Source organism: Sporolactobacillus spathodeae, assembly GCF_016908935.1.
Taxonomy (GTDB): domain Bacteria; phylum Bacillota; class Bacilli; order Bacillales; family Sporolactobacillaceae; genus Sporolactobacillus; species Sporolactobacillus spathodeae.
This window is the reverse complement of sequence record NZ_JAFBEV010000037.1, coordinates 1-17814: the sequence shown is the minus strand read 5'-3', so window position 1 is coordinate 17814 and position 17814 is coordinate 1. Positions and strand designations below refer to the sequence as shown.

General features: G+C 44.0%; 17 protein-coding genes. 4 read left to right on the top strand and 13 right to left on the bottom strand.

Annotation, left to right across the window (positions count from 1 at the left end; translation table 11 throughout):
* Positions 1-317 precede the first annotated feature (317 nt).
* Positions 318-1427, top strand: coding sequence for an ABC transporter ATP-binding protein (locus JOC27_RS12925; protein ID WP_205007691.1), 1110 nt, complete (start codon positions 318-320; stop codon positions 1425-1427).
* 167 nt (positions 1428-1594) lie between these two features.
* Here JOC27_RS12925 and JOC27_RS12920 read toward each other — a convergent pair whose 3' ends face one another.
* The 6 genes from JOC27_RS12920 to JOC27_RS12895 all read right to left on the bottom strand — a co-directional run bounded on the left by JOC27_RS12920 (position 1595) and on the right by JOC27_RS12895 (position 8070).
* On the bottom strand, positions 1595-2233 hold the full coding sequence (locus JOC27_RS12920; RefSeq protein WP_205007690.1) for a sigma-70 family RNA polymerase sigma factor: 639 nt from the start codon (positions 2231-2233) through the stop codon (positions 1595-1597).
* 366 nt (positions 2234-2599) lie between these two features.
* Positions 2600-3547 carry an NAD-dependent epimerase/dehydratase family protein gene (locus JOC27_RS12915; RefSeq protein ID WP_205007689.1) on the bottom strand — a complete coding sequence of 316 codons (948 nt, stop codon included), beginning with the start codon at positions 3545-3547 and terminating at the stop codon, positions 2600-2602.
* The gene (locus tag JOC27_RS12910) at positions 3544-4833 is read right to left on the bottom strand and encodes a UDP-glucose dehydrogenase family protein (protein ID WP_205007688.1); all 1290 of its coding nucleotides are present in this window, start codon (positions 4831-4833) and stop codon (positions 3544-3546) included. The genes JOC27_RS12915 and JOC27_RS12910 overlap by 4 nt, the downstream gene beginning before the upstream one ends.
* 237 nt (positions 4834-5070) lie before the next feature.
* Entirely contained in the window at positions 5071-6219 is a 1149-nt protein-coding gene (locus JOC27_RS12905; protein WP_205007687.1) for a glycosyltransferase family 4 protein, read from the bottom strand.
* 8 nt (positions 6220-6227) lie between these two features.
* The gene (locus JOC27_RS12900) at positions 6228-6974 is read right to left on the bottom strand and encodes a glycosyltransferase family 2 protein (protein ID WP_205007686.1); all 747 of its coding nucleotides are present in this window, start codon (positions 6972-6974) and stop codon (positions 6228-6230) included.
* Positions 6940-8070, bottom strand: coding sequence for a glycosyltransferase (locus JOC27_RS12895; protein WP_205007685.1), 1131 nt, complete (start codon positions 8068-8070; stop codon positions 6940-6942). The genes JOC27_RS12900 and JOC27_RS12895 overlap by 35 nt, the downstream gene beginning before the upstream one ends.
* Positions 8071-8382: 312 nt before the next feature.
* Here JOC27_RS12895 and JOC27_RS12890 point away from each other — a divergent pair, with 312 nt between their 5' ends.
* Complete coding sequence (locus JOC27_RS12890; protein ID WP_205007684.1) at positions 8383-9468, top strand: glycosyltransferase; 1086 nt, start codon at positions 8383-8385, stop codon at positions 9466-9468.
* Between the two features lie 459 nt (positions 9469-9927).
* Positions 9928-11391 carry a protein adenylyltransferase SelO gene (locus JOC27_RS12885; RefSeq protein WP_205007683.1) on the top strand — a complete coding sequence of 488 codons (1464 nt, stop codon included), beginning with the start codon at positions 9928-9930 and terminating at the stop codon, positions 11389-11391.
* A gap of 271 nt (positions 11392-11662) precedes the next feature.
* Here JOC27_RS12885 and JOC27_RS12880 read toward each other — a convergent pair whose 3' ends face one another.
* The 7 genes from JOC27_RS12880 to JOC27_RS12850 all read right to left on the bottom strand — a co-directional run bounded on the left by JOC27_RS12880 (position 11663) and on the right by JOC27_RS12850 (position 17342).
* Positions 11663-12781, bottom strand: a complete 1119-nt coding sequence (locus tag JOC27_RS12880) for a nucleotidyltransferase family protein (RefSeq protein WP_205007682.1) — start codon at positions 12779-12781, stop codon at positions 11663-11665.
* 221 nt (positions 12782-13002) lie between these two features.
* The gene (locus JOC27_RS12875) at positions 13003-13140 is read right to left on the bottom strand and encodes a hypothetical protein (protein ID WP_205007681.1); all 138 of its coding nucleotides are present in this window, start codon (positions 13138-13140) and stop codon (positions 13003-13005) included.
* Between the two features lie 247 nt (positions 13141-13387).
* Entirely contained in the window at positions 13388-13537 is a 150-nt protein-coding gene (locus JOC27_RS12870; protein ID WP_205007680.1) for a hypothetical protein, read from the bottom strand.
* A gap of 81 nt (positions 13538-13618) precedes the next feature.
* Positions 13619-14416 carry a hypothetical protein gene (locus tag JOC27_RS12865; protein WP_205007679.1) on the bottom strand — a complete coding sequence of 266 codons (798 nt, stop codon included), beginning with the start codon at positions 14414-14416 and terminating at the stop codon, positions 13619-13621.
* Positions 14417-14562: 146 nt separating this feature from the next.
* A complete protein-coding gene (locus JOC27_RS12860) occupies positions 14563-16356 on the bottom strand; it encodes an ABC transporter ATP-binding protein (RefSeq protein ID WP_205007678.1) in 1794 nt (597 codons plus the stop codon).
* A gap of 157 nt (positions 16357-16513) precedes the next feature.
* Positions 16514-17059 carry a S24/S26 family peptidase gene (locus JOC27_RS12855; RefSeq protein ID WP_205007677.1) on the bottom strand — a complete coding sequence of 182 codons (546 nt, stop codon included), beginning with the start codon at positions 17057-17059 and terminating at the stop codon, positions 16514-16516.
* Positions 17052-17342: a PqqD family protein gene (locus JOC27_RS12850; RefSeq protein WP_205007676.1), complete on the bottom strand. Its 291-nt coding sequence runs from the start codon at positions 17340-17342 to the stop codon at positions 17052-17054. Before JOC27_RS12850 ends, JOC27_RS12855 begins: the two co-directional genes overlap by 8 nt.
* A 190-nt stretch (positions 17343-17532) precedes the next feature.
* Here JOC27_RS12850 and JOC27_RS12845 point away from each other — a divergent pair.
* Positions 17533-17814, top strand: a 282-nt coding sequence (locus JOC27_RS12845) for a hypothetical protein (RefSeq protein WP_205007675.1), incomplete at its 3' end; no start/stop codon positions are given.

The window sequence follows — 17814 nt, the reverse complement described above, 5'->3', positions numbered from 1 at the left end:
GTCGCACCAAATCGAGCAAAAGTCGCACCGAATCCGAGAAAAGTCGCTCCAAAATCAAGAAAAGTCGCACCGAATTTTGAGAGTCGCACCAAATCGAGCAAAAGTCGCACCGAATCCGAGAAAAGTCGCTCCTAAATCAAAGAAAGTCGCACCGAATCCGAGAAAAGTCGCTCCTAAATCAAAGAAAGTCGCACCGAATTTCAGGAGTCGCACCAAATCGAGCTAGCGAGCAACCAGAGCTCATTTTATGTAAATAAGTACCAGGCGCAGCCTGGTTTACCGAATAAACTTTGGATAGTAAAGGATGTGGGTTGATCATGGCTGAATTATCGCTACGGCATATTTACAAAATCTATGAAAATAGTTCAGAACCGTCTGTGACTGATTTTAACCTTGAAATTACTGATAAAGAATTTATTGTTTTCGTCGGGCCTTCTGGCTGCGGGAAATCGACGACGCTACGGATGATTGCCGGTCTCGAAGCGATTACAAAAGGTGAACTTTATATTGATGGGAAACAGATGAATGATGTTGCGCCGAAAGATCGGGATATCGCCATGGTTTTCCAAAACTATGCGCTCTATCCGCATATGACCGTCTATGACAATATGGCTTTCGGGCTGAAACTGCGTAAAATTCCCAAAACAGAAATCAAACAACGTGTGGAACATGCGGCAGAAATCCTAGGCATCAAAGATTATTTGACTCGGAAGCCGAAAGCATTGTCTGGCGGTCAGCGTCAGCGGGTCGCTTTAGGCCGTGCGATTGTTCGCGATGCTAAGGTTTTCTTGATGGACGAACCGCTGTCGAACCTCGACGCAAAGCTTCGGGTTCAGATGCGTTCAGAAATCAGTAAATTGCATCAGAAACTACAGGCAACGATGATTTATGTGACGCATGATCAGACCGAAGCCATGACGATGGCAACAAGAATTGTCATCATCAAAGACGGCGTGATTCAGCAGGTCGGTGCGCCGAAGGAAGTCTATGATCACCCCAATAACTTATTTGTTGGCGGGTTTATCGGATCCCCACCGATGAATTTTTTCCGTGGTCAAATAGAAGGTAATCACTTCAAAAGTGACGCGATTGACCTTGAGCTACCGGAAGGCAAGCTGAAAACCTTACGCAGCAAGGGCTTCATTGACAAACCTGTTGTTCTTGGCATCCGCCCCGAAGATATTCATGATGAACAAGTGGTTCTCCAGTCTGCGCCTCAGACTGTCGTTCATGCCAAAGTGACAATTGCGGAATTGACTGGTGCCGAATTCATGCTCCACGCTCAGGTCGGCACGCATCCATTCATCGCGCGTGTCGATGCCCGCACAGCCTATCATGCAGGCGACCAGGTCGATCTGTCATTTAATATCAATAAAACGCATTTCTTTGACCCGGACACGGAAAAGTCTTTGTCACTCGATCAATAAATCGTGAAATTGAGTCATTAAATAAAGCATTGGAAGAACAAATTGAGTCTTCCAATGCTTTTTATTTGAGCCGATTAAGGGTTGATGAAAGGCATGCCCCTATCTCGTTCATTTTTTTTAGAATTTTGTCTTAAATTTAAAAGTGCTAATTGAAGAAAACAAATGCGCTAATGCTTCAGATCCTTTCGCAACATCCGTTGCAGTTTTTTCCGCGCGGTCTTGCCCCAGCAGCGTACGGTGTCCTCGCTGACTTGATACTGTGCGGCAATCGCGCTTGTTTTTCGTTCGAGAATCCATTTTTCAATTGCATAAATGCGTTCGCGCGGCGTGAGCGAATGCAAACAATCATCGAGCCATTCGTGCATGTCTTCGACGATCGTATGCGGGTAGGGGTCAATCACATCAAGAACCACGTCATTGGCAGCCAGTTTCTCATGTGCGCTGTGTTTGGCGAGTTTTTTCAGATAGTCGGAAACCGTACCTTGGATAGTTTTATAAGCATAGGAAACGAAAAAATAATCGGGATTAATGCCTTTTTCAACATGATTCATATCAAATTTCCGGGTGGCTATCCACAAGGCATTTTGGCCAATTTGCAGCAGATCATCGCGATCGGTCATGCCATTCAGGTGACGGGCATAGCTATGGCTTAAATCTCGAACGATGCCTTTGATCATCGATTCATATTTTCCGAGTAATCGAGAAAAAGCGGCATCGGGCTCTTCATTGGGCAAGCGAAAGTGATCGAGATAAGACAAGGAAAGAACTCCTTTCAGAATTGGTTTTGTAAAAAGAAGGAGAAACATCTTGGAGGCTCCTCTTTTTCGAATGCGCTTGCGGTAATGGGAGGTGCCTAGTCACGCGTGTCATTAACCGGTCAGTCTGTTTGATATCTATGCTGTGCTTCTAATTGTGAATAAATTGTGACATCACTCTCCCTATTATTGTAAACCCTTACATTTAATAGGTAGTCCTAATTCACCAAAACGGTGAGATAAATTTGAAAAAAATAAAAAATTTGTAGAAAATTGAATGATTTTACTTATATAGTCAGATAATTCATGAAATCAAGCGTAAATGATAGAATGAAAAACAGGAAGCCGTCCCCTTGATGACTCGATCAAGCGAACGGCTTCCTGAATAATAATCGCGGTTCATTCGTTATTGCTTTCTTATAAATGGTAGATCTTCCGAATGTATTCAATTTCTTTCGCTATTCCTTCATTAAGTGTCACTTTTGGCGCGTAGCCTAAGAGGTTTTGCGCCTTTGTGATATCTGCCCATGTGTGCTTTGGTTCCCCTTTTAGTGTTGCTAAATACTGAATCGTCGCCTTTTTCCCCGTGAACTTTTCAATAATTGAGAGTGTTCTATTCACTGTGGCGCGTTCTTTTCCGCCAATATTGATCGTCTGTCCAATCAGATTATCTTTGTTAAGAATCATGGAAAGTCCTGCCACACAGTCACTGACATAAGTAAAATCTCTTGATTGATTCCCGTCGCCAAATAAAGTAATCGGTTCTTCTTTTAAAATTTGTACGATGAATCGATGGAAGGCCATATCTGGGCGCTGTCTGGGACCGTAGACGGTAAAAAAGCGAGTCGTAACAATGGGCATATTAAAGGATTTACGATAAACAGTGCATAAATATTCGCCAGTTAGTTTCGTAATCCCATAGGGGGAAAGGGGTGTCAGATAGCTATGTTCCGAAACTTTTCCTTGTTGTTCCCCATAAACCGATGACGTTGATGCGTAGATGAATTTTTGAAGGGGTTTATTTTTTGCTGCTTCAAGGAGACGTTGTGTCGCTAGGATGTTATTGGTTACATAAGGATCAAAGTCTGTTCCCCAACTCGAGCGCACGCCGGGTATTCCAGCGAGGTGATAAATGATGGCAACGTCCTGAAGTATTTGTGTGAGATCGGCGGTCATCAAGTTTTCATTTAAGAATTTAAAGCGTGGATGATTTAACAAGTTTTGCAGATTTGCATGTTTCAATGCTTTCGGTGTCGGACCGATAAACGTGTCAATGCCAATTAATGTATTTTGTTCATTCATTAAGAGCTGTTCGCATAAATGGGAGCCAATAAAACCCGCAGCTCCAGTCACAAGGATGTTCATGACTTAGCCACGCCTAGATAGCGCAGTCCCTGTTGCCGGATATGCTCTGGATCTATACAATTACGCGCATCGACGATTAAATCGCCTTTCATCCATTTTTTCAAATTCAGCCAGTCCAAATGGATAAATTCCTCCCACTCGGTAGCAATAACCACGATATCTGCACCTTTTACAGTTTCCTCTAGGGTAGGCTTTTGTTTTACATTGGCTTTCTGCAGGAACGGCAGATGGGCTTTTGGATCAAACGCCGTGACGCTGCACCCTTGTTCGCTTAATTTTTGAATGAGTGCAACAGCTGGCGAATATCTTGTATCGTCTGTATTCGGTTTAAAAGCGATCCCAAGTACAGCAATCGTTTTCCCCGTTAGGTTTGGCGATACAGCCAGCAATTTGTTGAGGTAGAGCGCAACTTGGGTTTGATTGACGGATTGAACAGCCTGCAAAAGGGTGGGTTGCACATTTTTCTTGAGTGAGCTGTGTACTAAGGAACGCACATCTTTTGGGAAACAAGATCCACCATAACCAATGCCCGCTTGCAGAAAATGGGGGCTGATTCTCGGGTCGGTACTGATTCCTTTGACAACATCTTCAATAGCCACATCATATTTGTCGCAAATTCTCGCTATTTCATTAATGAAAGATATTTTTGTAGCTAAAAATGCATTTGATGTATACTTGATCATTTCGGCACCTGATAGGCTCGTCACAATAAAAGGTGCATCTATTTTTTGATAGATGTCTTTCAGTATCGCAACCGATCGCGTGTCATCCGTTCGCTTACCTATCACAATCTTATCTGCCTCGATCATGTCCTGAATGGCTGTTCCTTCTCTTAAAAATTCAGGATTAGAGACCACATTGAATAATTGGGGATTGATACCTTTTTGAATCAGTGTTTGGTGAATCCATTCGTTTGTTCCCGGCGGCACCGTACTTTTGGTAATGATTGTTTTATAGGTCGTGAGCGCGTCGGCAATTCGATCAACGACTGATTGAACAAAGGTTAAATCAGTCTCCCCAGTTGGCGATGAAGGGGTTCCAACGGCAATAAGAATCACAGGAGATTTTTCAATCATTTCATGGGTAGGTGCACTAAAAGTTAATCGCGAGCGATTCTTTTGAATCAATTCTTTTAATCCCGGTTCAAATAGGGGAACCGCTCCTGAATTGAGCGCTTTTATTTTTTCATCGATTGTATCAACACAATGAACGGAATGACCCAAGTCGGCGAGTACAGCGGCCGAGGTCAATCCGACGTAACCGGCACCGATTACACAAATATCCATGTTATACACCTCTAGTTAATCTGTATACTGCCTATCATATTAACGAAGGTGTCTCAATGTTTCTTGCATTTGTCCCGTGAATCAAAATAAATGGTGTCGCGCGCCCTGAATTGTTGACTTTATCCGTTCATTTGCCACGAAAAGCAGGCTTTGCTTTAAAACTTATCTCCGATCAGATGAATCGAATGGGATCAATCCCGAATCACGCTGCTACTTAAAAAGAAGCAAACGGTGGGATCATTTCTTTGGTTTCTGTAACGCTGCATAGATGGCTTGAAGATCGGTAGCCACACGCGCAAAATTATAGGTTTTTTCCACTTTTTTTCGCCCAATTCGCCCCATCCTTCCTGCAAGTTCCGGATTTTCCAACAATGTGGTAATGGCTGTAACGAAAGCTTTCGGTTCCTTATAGTTTTCGATGATCAGTGCATCGCGTCCCGGTTGAAACAATTCCGCATTCCCGCCCCGATCCGTGGTAATAATCGGCAGTCCAGCGGCCATCGCTTCATAATGTACGCGTGCAAGCGGTTCCTCCCACTGGGAAGGACAGATAAAAAGATCGGCGGCGGCAAAATATTTAGGAATCGCGTCCAAGGGGATATAGGCGGTAAAAATGACGTTGCCTTGCATTTGTTCTGCCCGATGTTTCAGTTTGTCAATATAAGCACTTGACGATTCATCCGCATACCATTTACTGCCAACGACAAGGAGTTTGACTTGTTTCTGATCGCTCAATAAGTCCTCCATTGCTTGTAGCAGCAGATGGCAACCTTTTGCTGAAACAAGTCTGCCGACGAAGAGTAGGACGGGATCCTGTGCACGAATGTGATAAAGCGCGCGGATCTGTTGCCGCCATTGTTTGCCTGTTCCGCTCCAGACCGGTGCATAGTCATTGATGGATACCCCGGTATAAAGCACGTGTATTTTTTCTCTGATCCCCGGAAATTTTTTTGCCGTATCTTCGGCGACAAACCGGCTTACTGTAAGAATTCGATCGGCTTCCTTCAGCCCGCGTACGGCTTGCTCGTGATCGACCTTTAGTGTTTGATAGACGAGATTGTGTAAGGATAAAAGAATCTTGGCGTTTGGTGCGGCATTCCGAATCAAACCGACCCAACCCGGACGGTTATAGATTTGAATCACATCAAACGCCTTTTTCCGCACGCTGTCGCAAACTTGCTGAAAAAATTGAGATGGGTTGTAGCGTTCATAGACAACTTGATCGATAGTTTCCTGGTCGTTCAGTGCTGGATCGGTGATTGAATAAACGGTTACTTTGTGCGACTTGGCTAGTAGTGGCGCTACCTTTGCGATCAGGAGTTGGATCGCGCCACCTCTGACCGGGGGACAGGGGCCCCTGTCAGAACAGATGAACGCAATTTTCATTTTGTCTTTCACTCATTTCTGTTCTTACCGTACAATTTTTCCAACGTGGCAATCTGTTCACCCGTCCATCCATAGCGTTTTAGCGTATTTTCAATAATTTCGGGATGGTGAATTTTAACACGCAAGCTGCTTCGATTTTCCCCGTGCAACCAGTACTCCGACAACGGTTCTTCGAGACAGTAGCCTTGATAAGATGCGGCCAGTCGCAGCCACATATCCCAGTCCTGTGAATACCAATAATTCTCATTAAAGCTGCCCACTTGGTCAAAACATTTCTTGTGAACGAGGACTGTCGATGTTCGAATGGTAAATCTGCGAGCAAATAAAAAATATTGTAATTGTTCTTTTGTGTTGCAAGTAAACGGCTTCCGCAGTTTGGTGATTACCCCTTTTTCATTGACATTGTAGTACCACGTATACAAAAAACAGCAATTGGGATTCTTTTTGATGAAGTGCATTTGTTTTTCTAATTTGGTTGGAAGGAACCGATCATCTGAGTCACAGAAGGCAAGATACGTACCGTTTGCTTGTTGAATACCGGTGTTTCTTGCGGCAGAAGGTCCTTTATTTGCTTGATAGATATAGCGAATCTGATTGCCAAATGCTTTCATTTTTTCTTTTGTATCATCTGTTGAACCGTCATCGACGACAATGATCTCATAATCCGTGTATGTTTGCGCCAATATGCTGTTAATCGCTTCTACGGCAAATTGCCCGCGATTATAAGTCGGTATGATCACGCTTATTTGCGTCATCGGTTTGCTCCTTCCCACGCTGATTAAATTCCTCAATGACTTTTTGATAAATATTTTCCAATTCATCGACTTGCTTTTTCGCATTAAATAACTTCGTGACCGTTTTTCTCCCTTGTTTAGCCATTGGCTTCCATTGATCAGGGTTCTTTATCAGCTTTAGCAAAGCTTGCGCTAGTCCAGCTGTATCGTGTTCGGGGACAAGAATCCCTGATTCTCCATTTCGAATAAGCTCCGGTATCCCTGCGTGTCGCGTGGAAACAACTGGAAGGCCGGTTGCCAATGCTTCTTTTAATACATTAGGAATACCTTCTTGATTGCCATCTTTTGTCGTGACACTGGCTAGGGCAAACACTTGGGCTTGTTGCATCTCATTCCTAATATCTTCATATGAAAGCGCTCCTAAAAAAGTCACGGTTTGATCTAAATTTAGTCGTTTCACTTGATTCACCAATTCATGGCGCAGAGGCCCCTCACCGGCAATACGCAAACGTACATTGGGCCATTGATGCTGAACTTGATTAAAGGCTTCAATTAAATCGTTCATCCCTTTCTTCGGTACAAGCCTGCCGACAGAAAGGATGGTGATCACGCTATTTTCAGGAATAATAGAGTCCCTGAAAGGAAACTTTTCTATTTCTATTCCACTATGGTGAACAAAGATTTTGCTTTCGGGGCATCCATACGCCACAAGGATCTTTTTCATATTCTTGGAGGTGACCGTAAATGCCTCACCTTCCTGAAAAAGGAGGTCTAAACGACCCTTATATTTTTGCATCGATTTCACATTTGTCGGCAAATCAAACCCATGGAACGAAGTAAGCATCGGCATTCCGAGCTCTTGTTTGACTTGAAGCAAATCCGCGCCCGTCAGACCAAACCGTGCGTGAATTAAAGCGATATGTTCCTTACGGAGGATCGCAGATAACGCTTCGTTGCTTTTATATTTAAAAACCGGATCAAATGGAAACTGGTCCTGGTTCATCTCTTTTTTACAACAAACAATAGCGGTGGCTGCATGTAGATTGACGAGTTCCGAATAGATAAATGTTTCACTAATCGGTAAAAACCAATTTCGAACGACTGCTATTTTGGGCACCTTTCCATCGCGCTCCCTGCTGTTCTTTTTAGCATTACTCCTCCTATCCTATGAAACGCAGAAAGTTAATTCTTGGGTTATCCCTTTCGCTGAATTCCTGAGCGGGACTACGATTAATTGCCTCTGTCATAAAAGGTCGGCTTTATTCACGAAAACTGGATTCAAGGGTTACCTATTAGGCTGCGTCTCTATTTGGCTGTTTCACGCGAACAGGGTCAGCTTTTCGCTTATTTTTATGCAAGCTAATTCCTGATTACAAACGGGGATCATACGATGGGATATCTCTGATTATTGCTAAAGGAAGTGACGCATTTGATCCATTATATTGTGGGACGGAACTTAGGTCACTTGAACCCATGTGTGGCCAATCTTTCCGAATTCTCAAAGTTAAGCGATGAACCTGTAAAAATCTATTCTTTTTCAAATACGCATGAATGGCTGCGGGCGAATTTTCCACAAGGAAATATTGCACATTATCTTAATCCGCAAAAAAGGGCGGATCAGCTCTTAAATGCAAATTTGGTGATGCATGATTGGCGGGATGAAGTGCTTAAATTAAAAAAAGAACGGACCGGTCAAGGGCCGATTATCGGCGGCATTTATCACAGTGATATGTCTGTCACGAGCGCGGACACGGACTGGACGCGGAAATTCAAATGGCAAATACGCGACATTTCACAAAAATCAACGGACATATTCTTCCATATCAACCTCACCCAACCCAAAGAGATTCCCCAATTGTCTACGCTTTATGTTCCGATTCCAATTATTACTCGGGATCTTACGATGACCCCAGAACAAGTTAAACAGATGCTTGGCATACCAAGTGATGAACCGTTCATCCTCGTGCAAATGGGCGGCGGCGTTGGTAAATATCGTTATTTATACATGGACGAATGGTATGAAAAAGTGAATAAGCTTCAGACGCCTTATCGTCTCGTCGTCGCAAATCAGCTTAGAGGCATTGCCTTTTCTTTTCAGCCGCAGATCATTCAGGCGCCTTTATTTGCTAATGGGCGGGATTTAATTAACGCAGCAGACTTGGTGATCAGTAAACCGGGTATGGGGATCTTGATGGATTGTCTCTCAACCGGAACGCCATTGCTCGCATTACCTGCAGACACGAAGGAGCGGGAAGTAAAAAATAGGATGCTCCTCGAACTTGTGGGCGATGATCGCTGCTTGGCGAGTCCGCATATGACGCCCAAAGACTTAGCGATAAGAATCGAGGAACTACGCGCTCAAAAGGCGCATTTTGAAAATGTCTTTGGAAAAATCCCCCAAAATGGTGCGGCAATTATTGCTGAAAGCATGAAATTACTGTCCGGTCGTAAACTTAAGGAATTACCAGATGTCTATCAAGACATTCTAAACTTAACGCCATTTGTGGTTCATTAAATCAGCACTTATTTGTGCCGGCTGGGTTCCGGCTCAATTGTTATTGCGAGTCGCAATATCTTTTTTTATTCTCTTGTTTAAAATAATTTTTTATTCCAAATAGCTTAAAAAAGACGAGACGACGTTTCACGCGTGTTTTTTAGCTGAGCGCCGTATAATAAATTTGACAAGAACAGAAATTAGAGAAAGGTGCTTCGTGTGCGTTTGGCGCACAAAAGGCCATGATTTTTTTCAAGAGTTTCGCCGTCGTTCTAAAAGGATAAAAAAACTTAAAGTTTTTCGCACAAAAATACCGCGAGGTGCTCTGGCGCCTTGCGGGAAAAACGAGCCAAACGAGCCCCACAGGTTCCAGATTGGGTTGCGTAGACGTATCGCGCCGCGGCAAGCGATCAGCCGGAGCGCATTCGATGCAAACAAGGGCTTGGCTAAACCGGATTTTTCTAATAGGGAGAAAAAATGATGACACAGAATAAAGAAACAGGATGGAATTTTGACAATAGTTATGCTGACCTGCCGGAATCATTTTTTTCGAACGTGATGCCCACTCCTGTCCGTGCCCCAAAGTTAGCGATTCTCAATCAACCGTTGGCCTCCTTTCTTGGTTTAGATGTTCAGCAACTCCAAAGTGAAACGAACGTTGCTGTATTTGCCGGAAACCGGATTCCTGAAGGTGCTGCGCCGCTTGCTCAAGCCTATGCAGGTCATCAATTCGGACATTTTACACTGTTAGGAGACGGGCGCGCTGTTCTATTAGGGGAACAGCTAACACCCAAAGGGGAGCGGTTTGATATTCAACTTAAAGGTTCAGGCCCAACACCCTATTCTCGTGGCGGTGATGGCCGTGCGGCACTTGGACCGATGCTCCGTGAATACGTAATCAGTGAAGCGATGCATGCACTTGGGATCCCAACCACGCGTATTCTCGCCGTCGTGACAACTGGTGAGTCAGTTGTCCGGGAAACTGATCTTCCAGGCGCCGTTTTAACGCGTGTGGCTGCTAGCCATCTGCGTGTCGGTACGTTTCAATACGTTGCCGCCTGGGGAACGGAAGAAGAGCTCCAAATTCTGGCTGACTATACGATACAGCGTCATTTTCCATACATTGAGCTGAATGCAAATCGCTATCGTACGTTGCTCGAAGAAGTGATTAAACGACAGGCAGCGCTTATTGCTAATTGGCAGTTGGTTGGTTTTATTCATGGGGTGATGAACACCGATAACATGGCTATTTCCGGGGAAACGATTGATTATGGTCCTTGTGCCTTCATGGATGCCTATGATCCGGCAACCGTATTCAGTTCGATTGACCGTCGTGGCCGATATGCTTATGGGAATCAACCCGATATTGCGGGGTGGAATCTTGCGCGATTTGCTGAGAGCCTATTACCGCTTTTGGGTGAAAATCAGGAGCAGGCAGTTGCATTTGCGCAAGATAAAGTTTTTCATTTTGGTTCTCTTTATCAAGTAAATTGGCTTTCAGGTATGCGATCCAAGCTGGGATTGTTTCATGAAGCGGAACAAGATGAGGCGCTGATTAATCGCCTTTTAACGCTGATGAAGACGTATCATGCAGACTATACGAATACATTCCGTGCTTTAACGTTAAACGATTTAGAGAACGACGACCTTTTCAAAAGCAGAGAATTTGCAGCGTGGCAGAGGGATTGGCAAGCGCGATTAGACGGGCAAGAGGAATCGCGAGAAACTGCAACTCAATTGATGCGAAAGAGCAATCCGGCAATTATCCCGCGAAACCATCGGGTGGAAGAAGCATTGGCAGCCGCTGTAGACAAGGGGGATTACTCTGTGCTGGAACGGTTATTGGCAGTCCTGTCACAACCTTATGCGTACTCCAACGAACAGGTTGCGTACGCGAAATTGCCTGTGGCAACGGCTTGTTACCAAACCTTTTGCGGCACGTGATTTAATCTGTATTGTGGCGTTGTTCTTGTTACTCATCGGTAGAACTAAAGAATCAACGACTAGAAAAAAAAAGGAATGGCTAACATTCAGTAAATGAATGCTAGCCGTCAATGAAATAAAGCGTGTTCGTAAGCGACGGCTCTATTACTAGGAGCCGTTTTTTCATGCAAAGAAATGGACAAAAGAACTAGCCTAACAGCCAGAAGCACGGTCAATTTTGTTAGTTGCGCGCTGCTTTCGTTAGTTAAATGCTTCACTTTTATTTGTTGTATCATTCTGTCCGTTTGGAAGAAGGGAAGAAGGATCGCACAATTTCACCCAGGCATTTTCCCAAAAATAACAGATATTGAGCCAAGCGGGGCCATTTCATTTTATCCTCACCAATGATCCGGGCCATGATCACTGGATCGGGTACCAAGTTTCTTTTTAGAAAAATCAATTTCTGGCGACGGGTATCGTAGTCCTCCACCTGTTTCAACCGCTTGATCAGTACGTGCAACGTGGCTTTTAGCTGATGATCACCGTGCAGGTCCTGTTCATCCCACCAATACGTGGAATGGGCATCCAAAGGCAATGGTTTCATTTGATTCAGATGCGGAAATTCATGATAGACAATCTCCAGTGTATGAGCAATCCGGCGATAAGTTTTCACTTTTCTGCTAAAGGCAAGCAGTTTCTCGTAATCCAATTGATCATTCAACCTCTCAATCATCTGGATGATATCAATGAAGTATTTCCAACTAATTAGTTCGTGGTTCCAGCCGTGGAGACAGATTATATAAAATAAATGGAAGTCAGAGAGTTCATGGACATAATGATAGCTTTGGAAAGGAACGGCATCTTTCCAAAAGCTATCCATCATTAAAGCGGACGTGCCTTTTCTCAGAAAATGCCAGTGGATTTCGACGTTTAGCGGATACCCCATTTGCGTCATTTTTGAGAGAACGGTATGGAAGTGCTCCTTTTCGTAGGGAACGATTGAATTATAGCCAAGCGAATGAATCATCTCAATAGCTTGGTCAATCTGGTAAGGCTTGACAAGAATATCGATGTCTGAAGTACTTCGTGCGGCCAGTGAGTCAAAATATTTTTCAGCAAATCGCGGTCCTTTAAGTGGGATGACCTCAATTTTACGCTGCTCGAACTGTTCAAGTACATTTTCAAGTTCTTTTTTGATCATTGCACTGAGAAAAAGACGACGCATCGTTCGTTTTTTAAGTTCCTCTCGAAAAAAATCAGGCACCTGGCGCGTCAGATGACGACTGTTCAGTAAGTAATACAGTTGTGGCGAAATCAAATCATTATGTTGATCGTTTAAAATCTGAGAATAGAACGCTTCTTCCTGAGGAATGAGGGATTGATTGTATAGTGCACGCAGAAATTTCAGCATGTTGCCACCTCAACTGATGACTCATATGATTGCAAATCGCAATTTTAAAGCTGTTTTTATCAGTAGCATAGGATCTAGAACGCGTTTTTCGTTAGTTAAGCGACATTTTCACACAAGATTAAAAAGGCTAGACGAATATTTAATTTAAAAAAAGAGCCGGAGAGGAACCGATGTTGCATTCATCTCTGGCTCAGGTCTTGTAACGATGAAAACCCGGTTCATCAACCATTACCCCATCCATTATTTCCGTCACTTGGATTTTCTCCAGGCTTATACAGATGATCATCTGTTTCGAATTGAATTGGCTGGTGGCTTACAATTTTTGGTTGAAGAAAATTGTTATCGAAATTCTTATCCATATTTTCACCTCCTTTCAATGAAATTTTTTATGAATTGGCTATCTTTCAAACTTATGTTGTTTTTTCTTAGAAAATGAGTGAACCCCTGCAGACTTATATGTATTTGAGGCTGCTCGCGGAGCGTCACAGCTAGCGAGTGACCCAAGTAAATTTGTTACAAATAAGAATTGACGGCTAAAAAAAGAACCGGAGAGGAACGAATGGTTCATTTGTCTCCGGTTCAAATATAAAATGAAGATTCAGTGGATCAATATTTATGGTGTCCGTGACCCCATCCACCATTGTGGTATGGTTTGTGGCTTGGGTTTTCTCCATAATGTTTATGCGTTTCGAATTGAATTGGTTGTTGGCTTACAATTTTTGGCTGAAATGCATTTTTATTAACGTGCTTTTCCATATGTTTCACCTCCTTTAAAGAGGCCCCCTTTAGACTTTAATCTTAAGTCTCAAATTACATGATTGTTAGATGGGTAAAAAATTAAGAAATGAGTTGCCAAAAAGTGTTGTTTTTTTGGAAGTAAAGATCATAAACGGGTACCCGTTCAATAATTTTATTTAAAAGTTCATGAATAATGCTTAGTTCTTTATCTGTATGTGGCCAATAAAAGGTTCTTGGGAGCAGAAGCTGCACCAGATTCGTATCTTTGGCCACGCGCGTTCTTTTGTTTTCTGTATGCTGGTGCAGCAATTGAATACTTTTGAGTTCACAATGTTGCCCGCCGTCGATGGCGCCAATATCGCTGCGGAATGGCGAGTTATAAGCCGTAATGGTTCCCGTCTCAGCTGAAATCTTTATCAGCGTGGCTTCATCAGAGAGCAGTTTCCGCGGAGAGGAGAGCCGAGCAGCAGTCGATTTACCAACTCCCGATTGTCCGGCAAACATATGCGCGAAACCATGATCGATGACGCATGAGGAGTGAATGAGCAATCCAGATTCGTGATGAATCAGATAAGAACTGTAAAAGTTTAAAAGGGCGTGTTTTAAAGCCATTCGATCATAGGCCTTAATGACCGCTTTGCGAAAATCCGGGTCTGCCATAATCAGATAGTCGCTTCGTTTGAACAGCACCACGTGATTCAGATTGGCTACTTGCACATCAAATCCTGAAAAGGGCGCACCATAATCGCCAGCGATATCAAGTTCAATAGCCGCTTTTTTCTTCGGATCGGCATCGTTGGCCGGTCGGAAATTATCGGTAATGTAAGACCAAAGAATGGGTGAATCACAGGTTATTTTGACGAATTGTTCATCGATCATGACGTTTCGCTCATACATGGCTGGAATCCTCACTTTTTTTGTCTTTTATCGTATACTTGATGAATGTTTGTGCTGTATGATGCTTTGATACTCGGTTCGATGGCATGACAGAAACATGACGCTTCATTTAAGCTGAGAGACATCCTTGGCACAGGATGACCCTGTCAGGAAGGCTGTTGCCTGAGCCCCACGCGTTCTTCCTGCTCGCGATCCCGCATTAAATGCAGCTGGCGATAGAGACCGCGTTCCGCCATGAGGGTGTGATGTGTCCCGTTCTGTACGATTTTGCCGTTCTCCATGACGACGATATCATCTGCATTTTTGATCGTTGACAGCCGATGGGCGATAATCAGTGTCGTTCGGTTTTTCATTAACTGATCGAGAGCAGACTTGACTTTGTCTTCCGTTTGACTGTCCAGTGCGGAAGTCGCTTCATCTAAAAGCAGAATCGGCGCGTCTTTTAACAAGGCGCGGGCGATCGCCAGGCGCTGTTTCTGTCCGCCGGAGAGAATTAGACCACGCTCGCCTATTTTTGTCTCATAAGCGTCTGGCAGTGAATGAATAAATGCATCAATCGAAGCTATCTTTGCGGCCTCTTCAATTTCTTCATCCGTCTTTTCTCTGCCAAGAAGCAAATTTTCACGGATGGTTCCGTTGAAAAGCATCGGTTCTTGCGGGACATGCGCGATCAGCGCCCTCAACTCGTGCAGCGGGATTTCGTTGATTGGTTGCCCATCAATACAGATGCTGCCGCTTTGCGGCTGGTAGAGACTTAAGAGCAGCGAAAAAAGTGTTGTTTTTCCTGCGCCGCTGAAGCCGACAATCGCTGTTTTTTTACCCGCTAAGACGGATAAGTTGAAGTGGCTAATAATCGGCTGATCTGGCTTATAGCTGAAGGTGACATCCTTGAATTCAATCGTTAAGGGATGGGAAAAGGCTATCTGTTGCCCCACTTGGCTACTAGGAAATTTACGCGTTTCCAGAGGAAGCTCGAGAACCTCTTGAATTCGTTCAATTGATCCTGCGGCTTTCTGAAAAAAAGCCCAGTTGCCTGCCGCTCCAGTTAAAGGAAACACCATATAATCAACGAGTGTGATGAACGTGATCAAGGCGCCAACAGTCATTTTGTCATTTGAGACAAAATACGCGCCGAGGCAGAGACTGGCGAGAAAAGTGGCGCCGCTAGCCAGTTCACCACCGGCATAATACAGTCCTCTAAGTTGGGCGTTTTTCTGTTCCAGCTTGAAAAGATCTTGATTCTGCTTTTTGTAACGTTCAAAGAAGATGCGTTGCAGGACAAATGAACGGATAACCTGAAACCCTTGCAGCGATTGATTCACAAGCTGCGTATTCTCACCGGCCAAATTATTGATTTGTCTGCTGTTGCGCCGTAAGAGCACGCCAAAAATCATGCTGCCCGCGATTGCAACCGGAGCAATGCCCCAGCTGATCAGCGACAGGGTCGGATTGATATGGAAAAGGTAGAAAAAGACACAACAATAAACGATCGGATAACGAATTAGATTCACGAACCGGCTGCCGAGCATGTTCTCAATCTGGTTCAAGTCATTATCAAAACGGGAGATTAAGTCACCAATTCGTAGTGTGGTCATCGCGTCTGCCCGAAGAAGAAGCGTGTGTTTGAATAACGCGATCTTTAAATCACGCTTGACGCCGTAAATGGATCGGCTTTCAAAGAGTTTATCAAGATAGCCCATACCAACAATCGTGCTGAGCAATAGGACCCCAAGAAACGTTAGTTGCGAGAGTCGCTGCAGATTGCTATGAATCGCGGCATCTGTAAGCTGGCCAAAAAAGGAGGCGAAGGAAAGTGAAAGAATAAGCTGTATGACCATGATCAGGATTAATCCAGTATATGCCGTCCAGTGTCGGATGATGTAGGGTCCGAGCACAGCAAAGGTCAACTTGAAATTGTCGATACCCAGCCATTTTTTCATCTCCGCTCTCCTTCCTCCGTAGTTTTGAATGTATATGATTTTATGTGAAAAAATCAGAGCAGGTTCCAGTCTTTCTGAGAAAAAAACGAGGTGCCGATGGCAAGCGAGCGGTCGAAGTGCGTTGTTGCAAAAAAGTCATGGTGAAACCAAATTTTTCTCAAAGGGGCCGTGATCGGAGCATTCTTCGAATTCGGTTACGCACGCGTAGGTAATTATGCAGACACCAAGAAATAAAAGGGATATGCATAACGACAGGGCACCAAATGGCTTTGAAAATATGCGTTAGGCGCACCGGGTGACGAAATTTTGTTTGCTCCGTCAATATCCCAATGACTTGTTCCGGATAAACGGTCAAATCCGGCTTTAAATTTGTGTCACCTTTTATTAGGTAGGAAGGGCGTCCCATAGCATCTTTCTGAGGCATCAGCAAGCGGTGGGCGATGAATTTACCTTGTGAATCTTGGTAAAGCAAGATATCACCTTTTTTCACCATGCGCGGATTGGGCACTGAAAAAGTACATGTGTCACCTTGTTGAATATAGGGAAACATGCTTTGCCCATGGGCGATCAAGCGCACCTGCCCGTTTTCAACTATATGCCGGCTCAACGCTTGTTTGAATTGTTCAGCAGCAATGGTTGCCTGATTGCTGTTGTGCTGATTCTGCTGATCGTAGTCGTTTAATCGATGCGACACATCATGCATAGTCCACGAGTCCGCAGTCAACCATTTGATCAAGAAAATCCTGAATGTCACGCTTCAATTGGTCTATATCTATTGAATCTCTTTCAGAAGAATTCTGATCAGCGAGAAGCGCCATTGCGAGTGTGTCCACATCTTGTTTCTGATCGAGCAAACGCCAGCAGTTTCCACCAGCACGATTCAAATTTGTCACCATTGAGTCATCCAAATTGATAATCGTCACATTTTCCTCATCGTCGAACCGAATCGTTTCATAATTTTTCTTTTTAATATAGAAAGTTTTCATCACAAATCCCTCCTTTGTGTTCTAAAGAATGCTTGAGAAATTCGCTTCCTCATGTTATATGAAACATTCAACTTTTTATTCATTGTAGAAACGTGCTCATTACATAAACATTACAGTGATGTCTATTCGGTCAGAAAATGCGCTTTCTAAGGTCAGAAGTATGCGCGCGCTAGTCTGAGGTGCGGGCTAATTGGCAAGAAAATATGGCTCAGTAGCCAGTAGTGGAAGTCCAATCGCCAGAAGTGCGGGTGCAATTGATGAAAGTGGGGGCTCAATTGCCGTAAGTGGAGGGCTAATCGTCAAAAATGGAGGATCAATTGTCAGAAGTACGACGCCAGTCGCTAGAAGAGGCGGTGGCATCGACAGAGTAGGGGACAGCATCGACAGAGTAGGGGACAGCATCGACAGAGTAGGGGACAGCATCGACAGAGTAGGGGACAGCATCGACAGAGTAGGGGACAGCATCGACAGA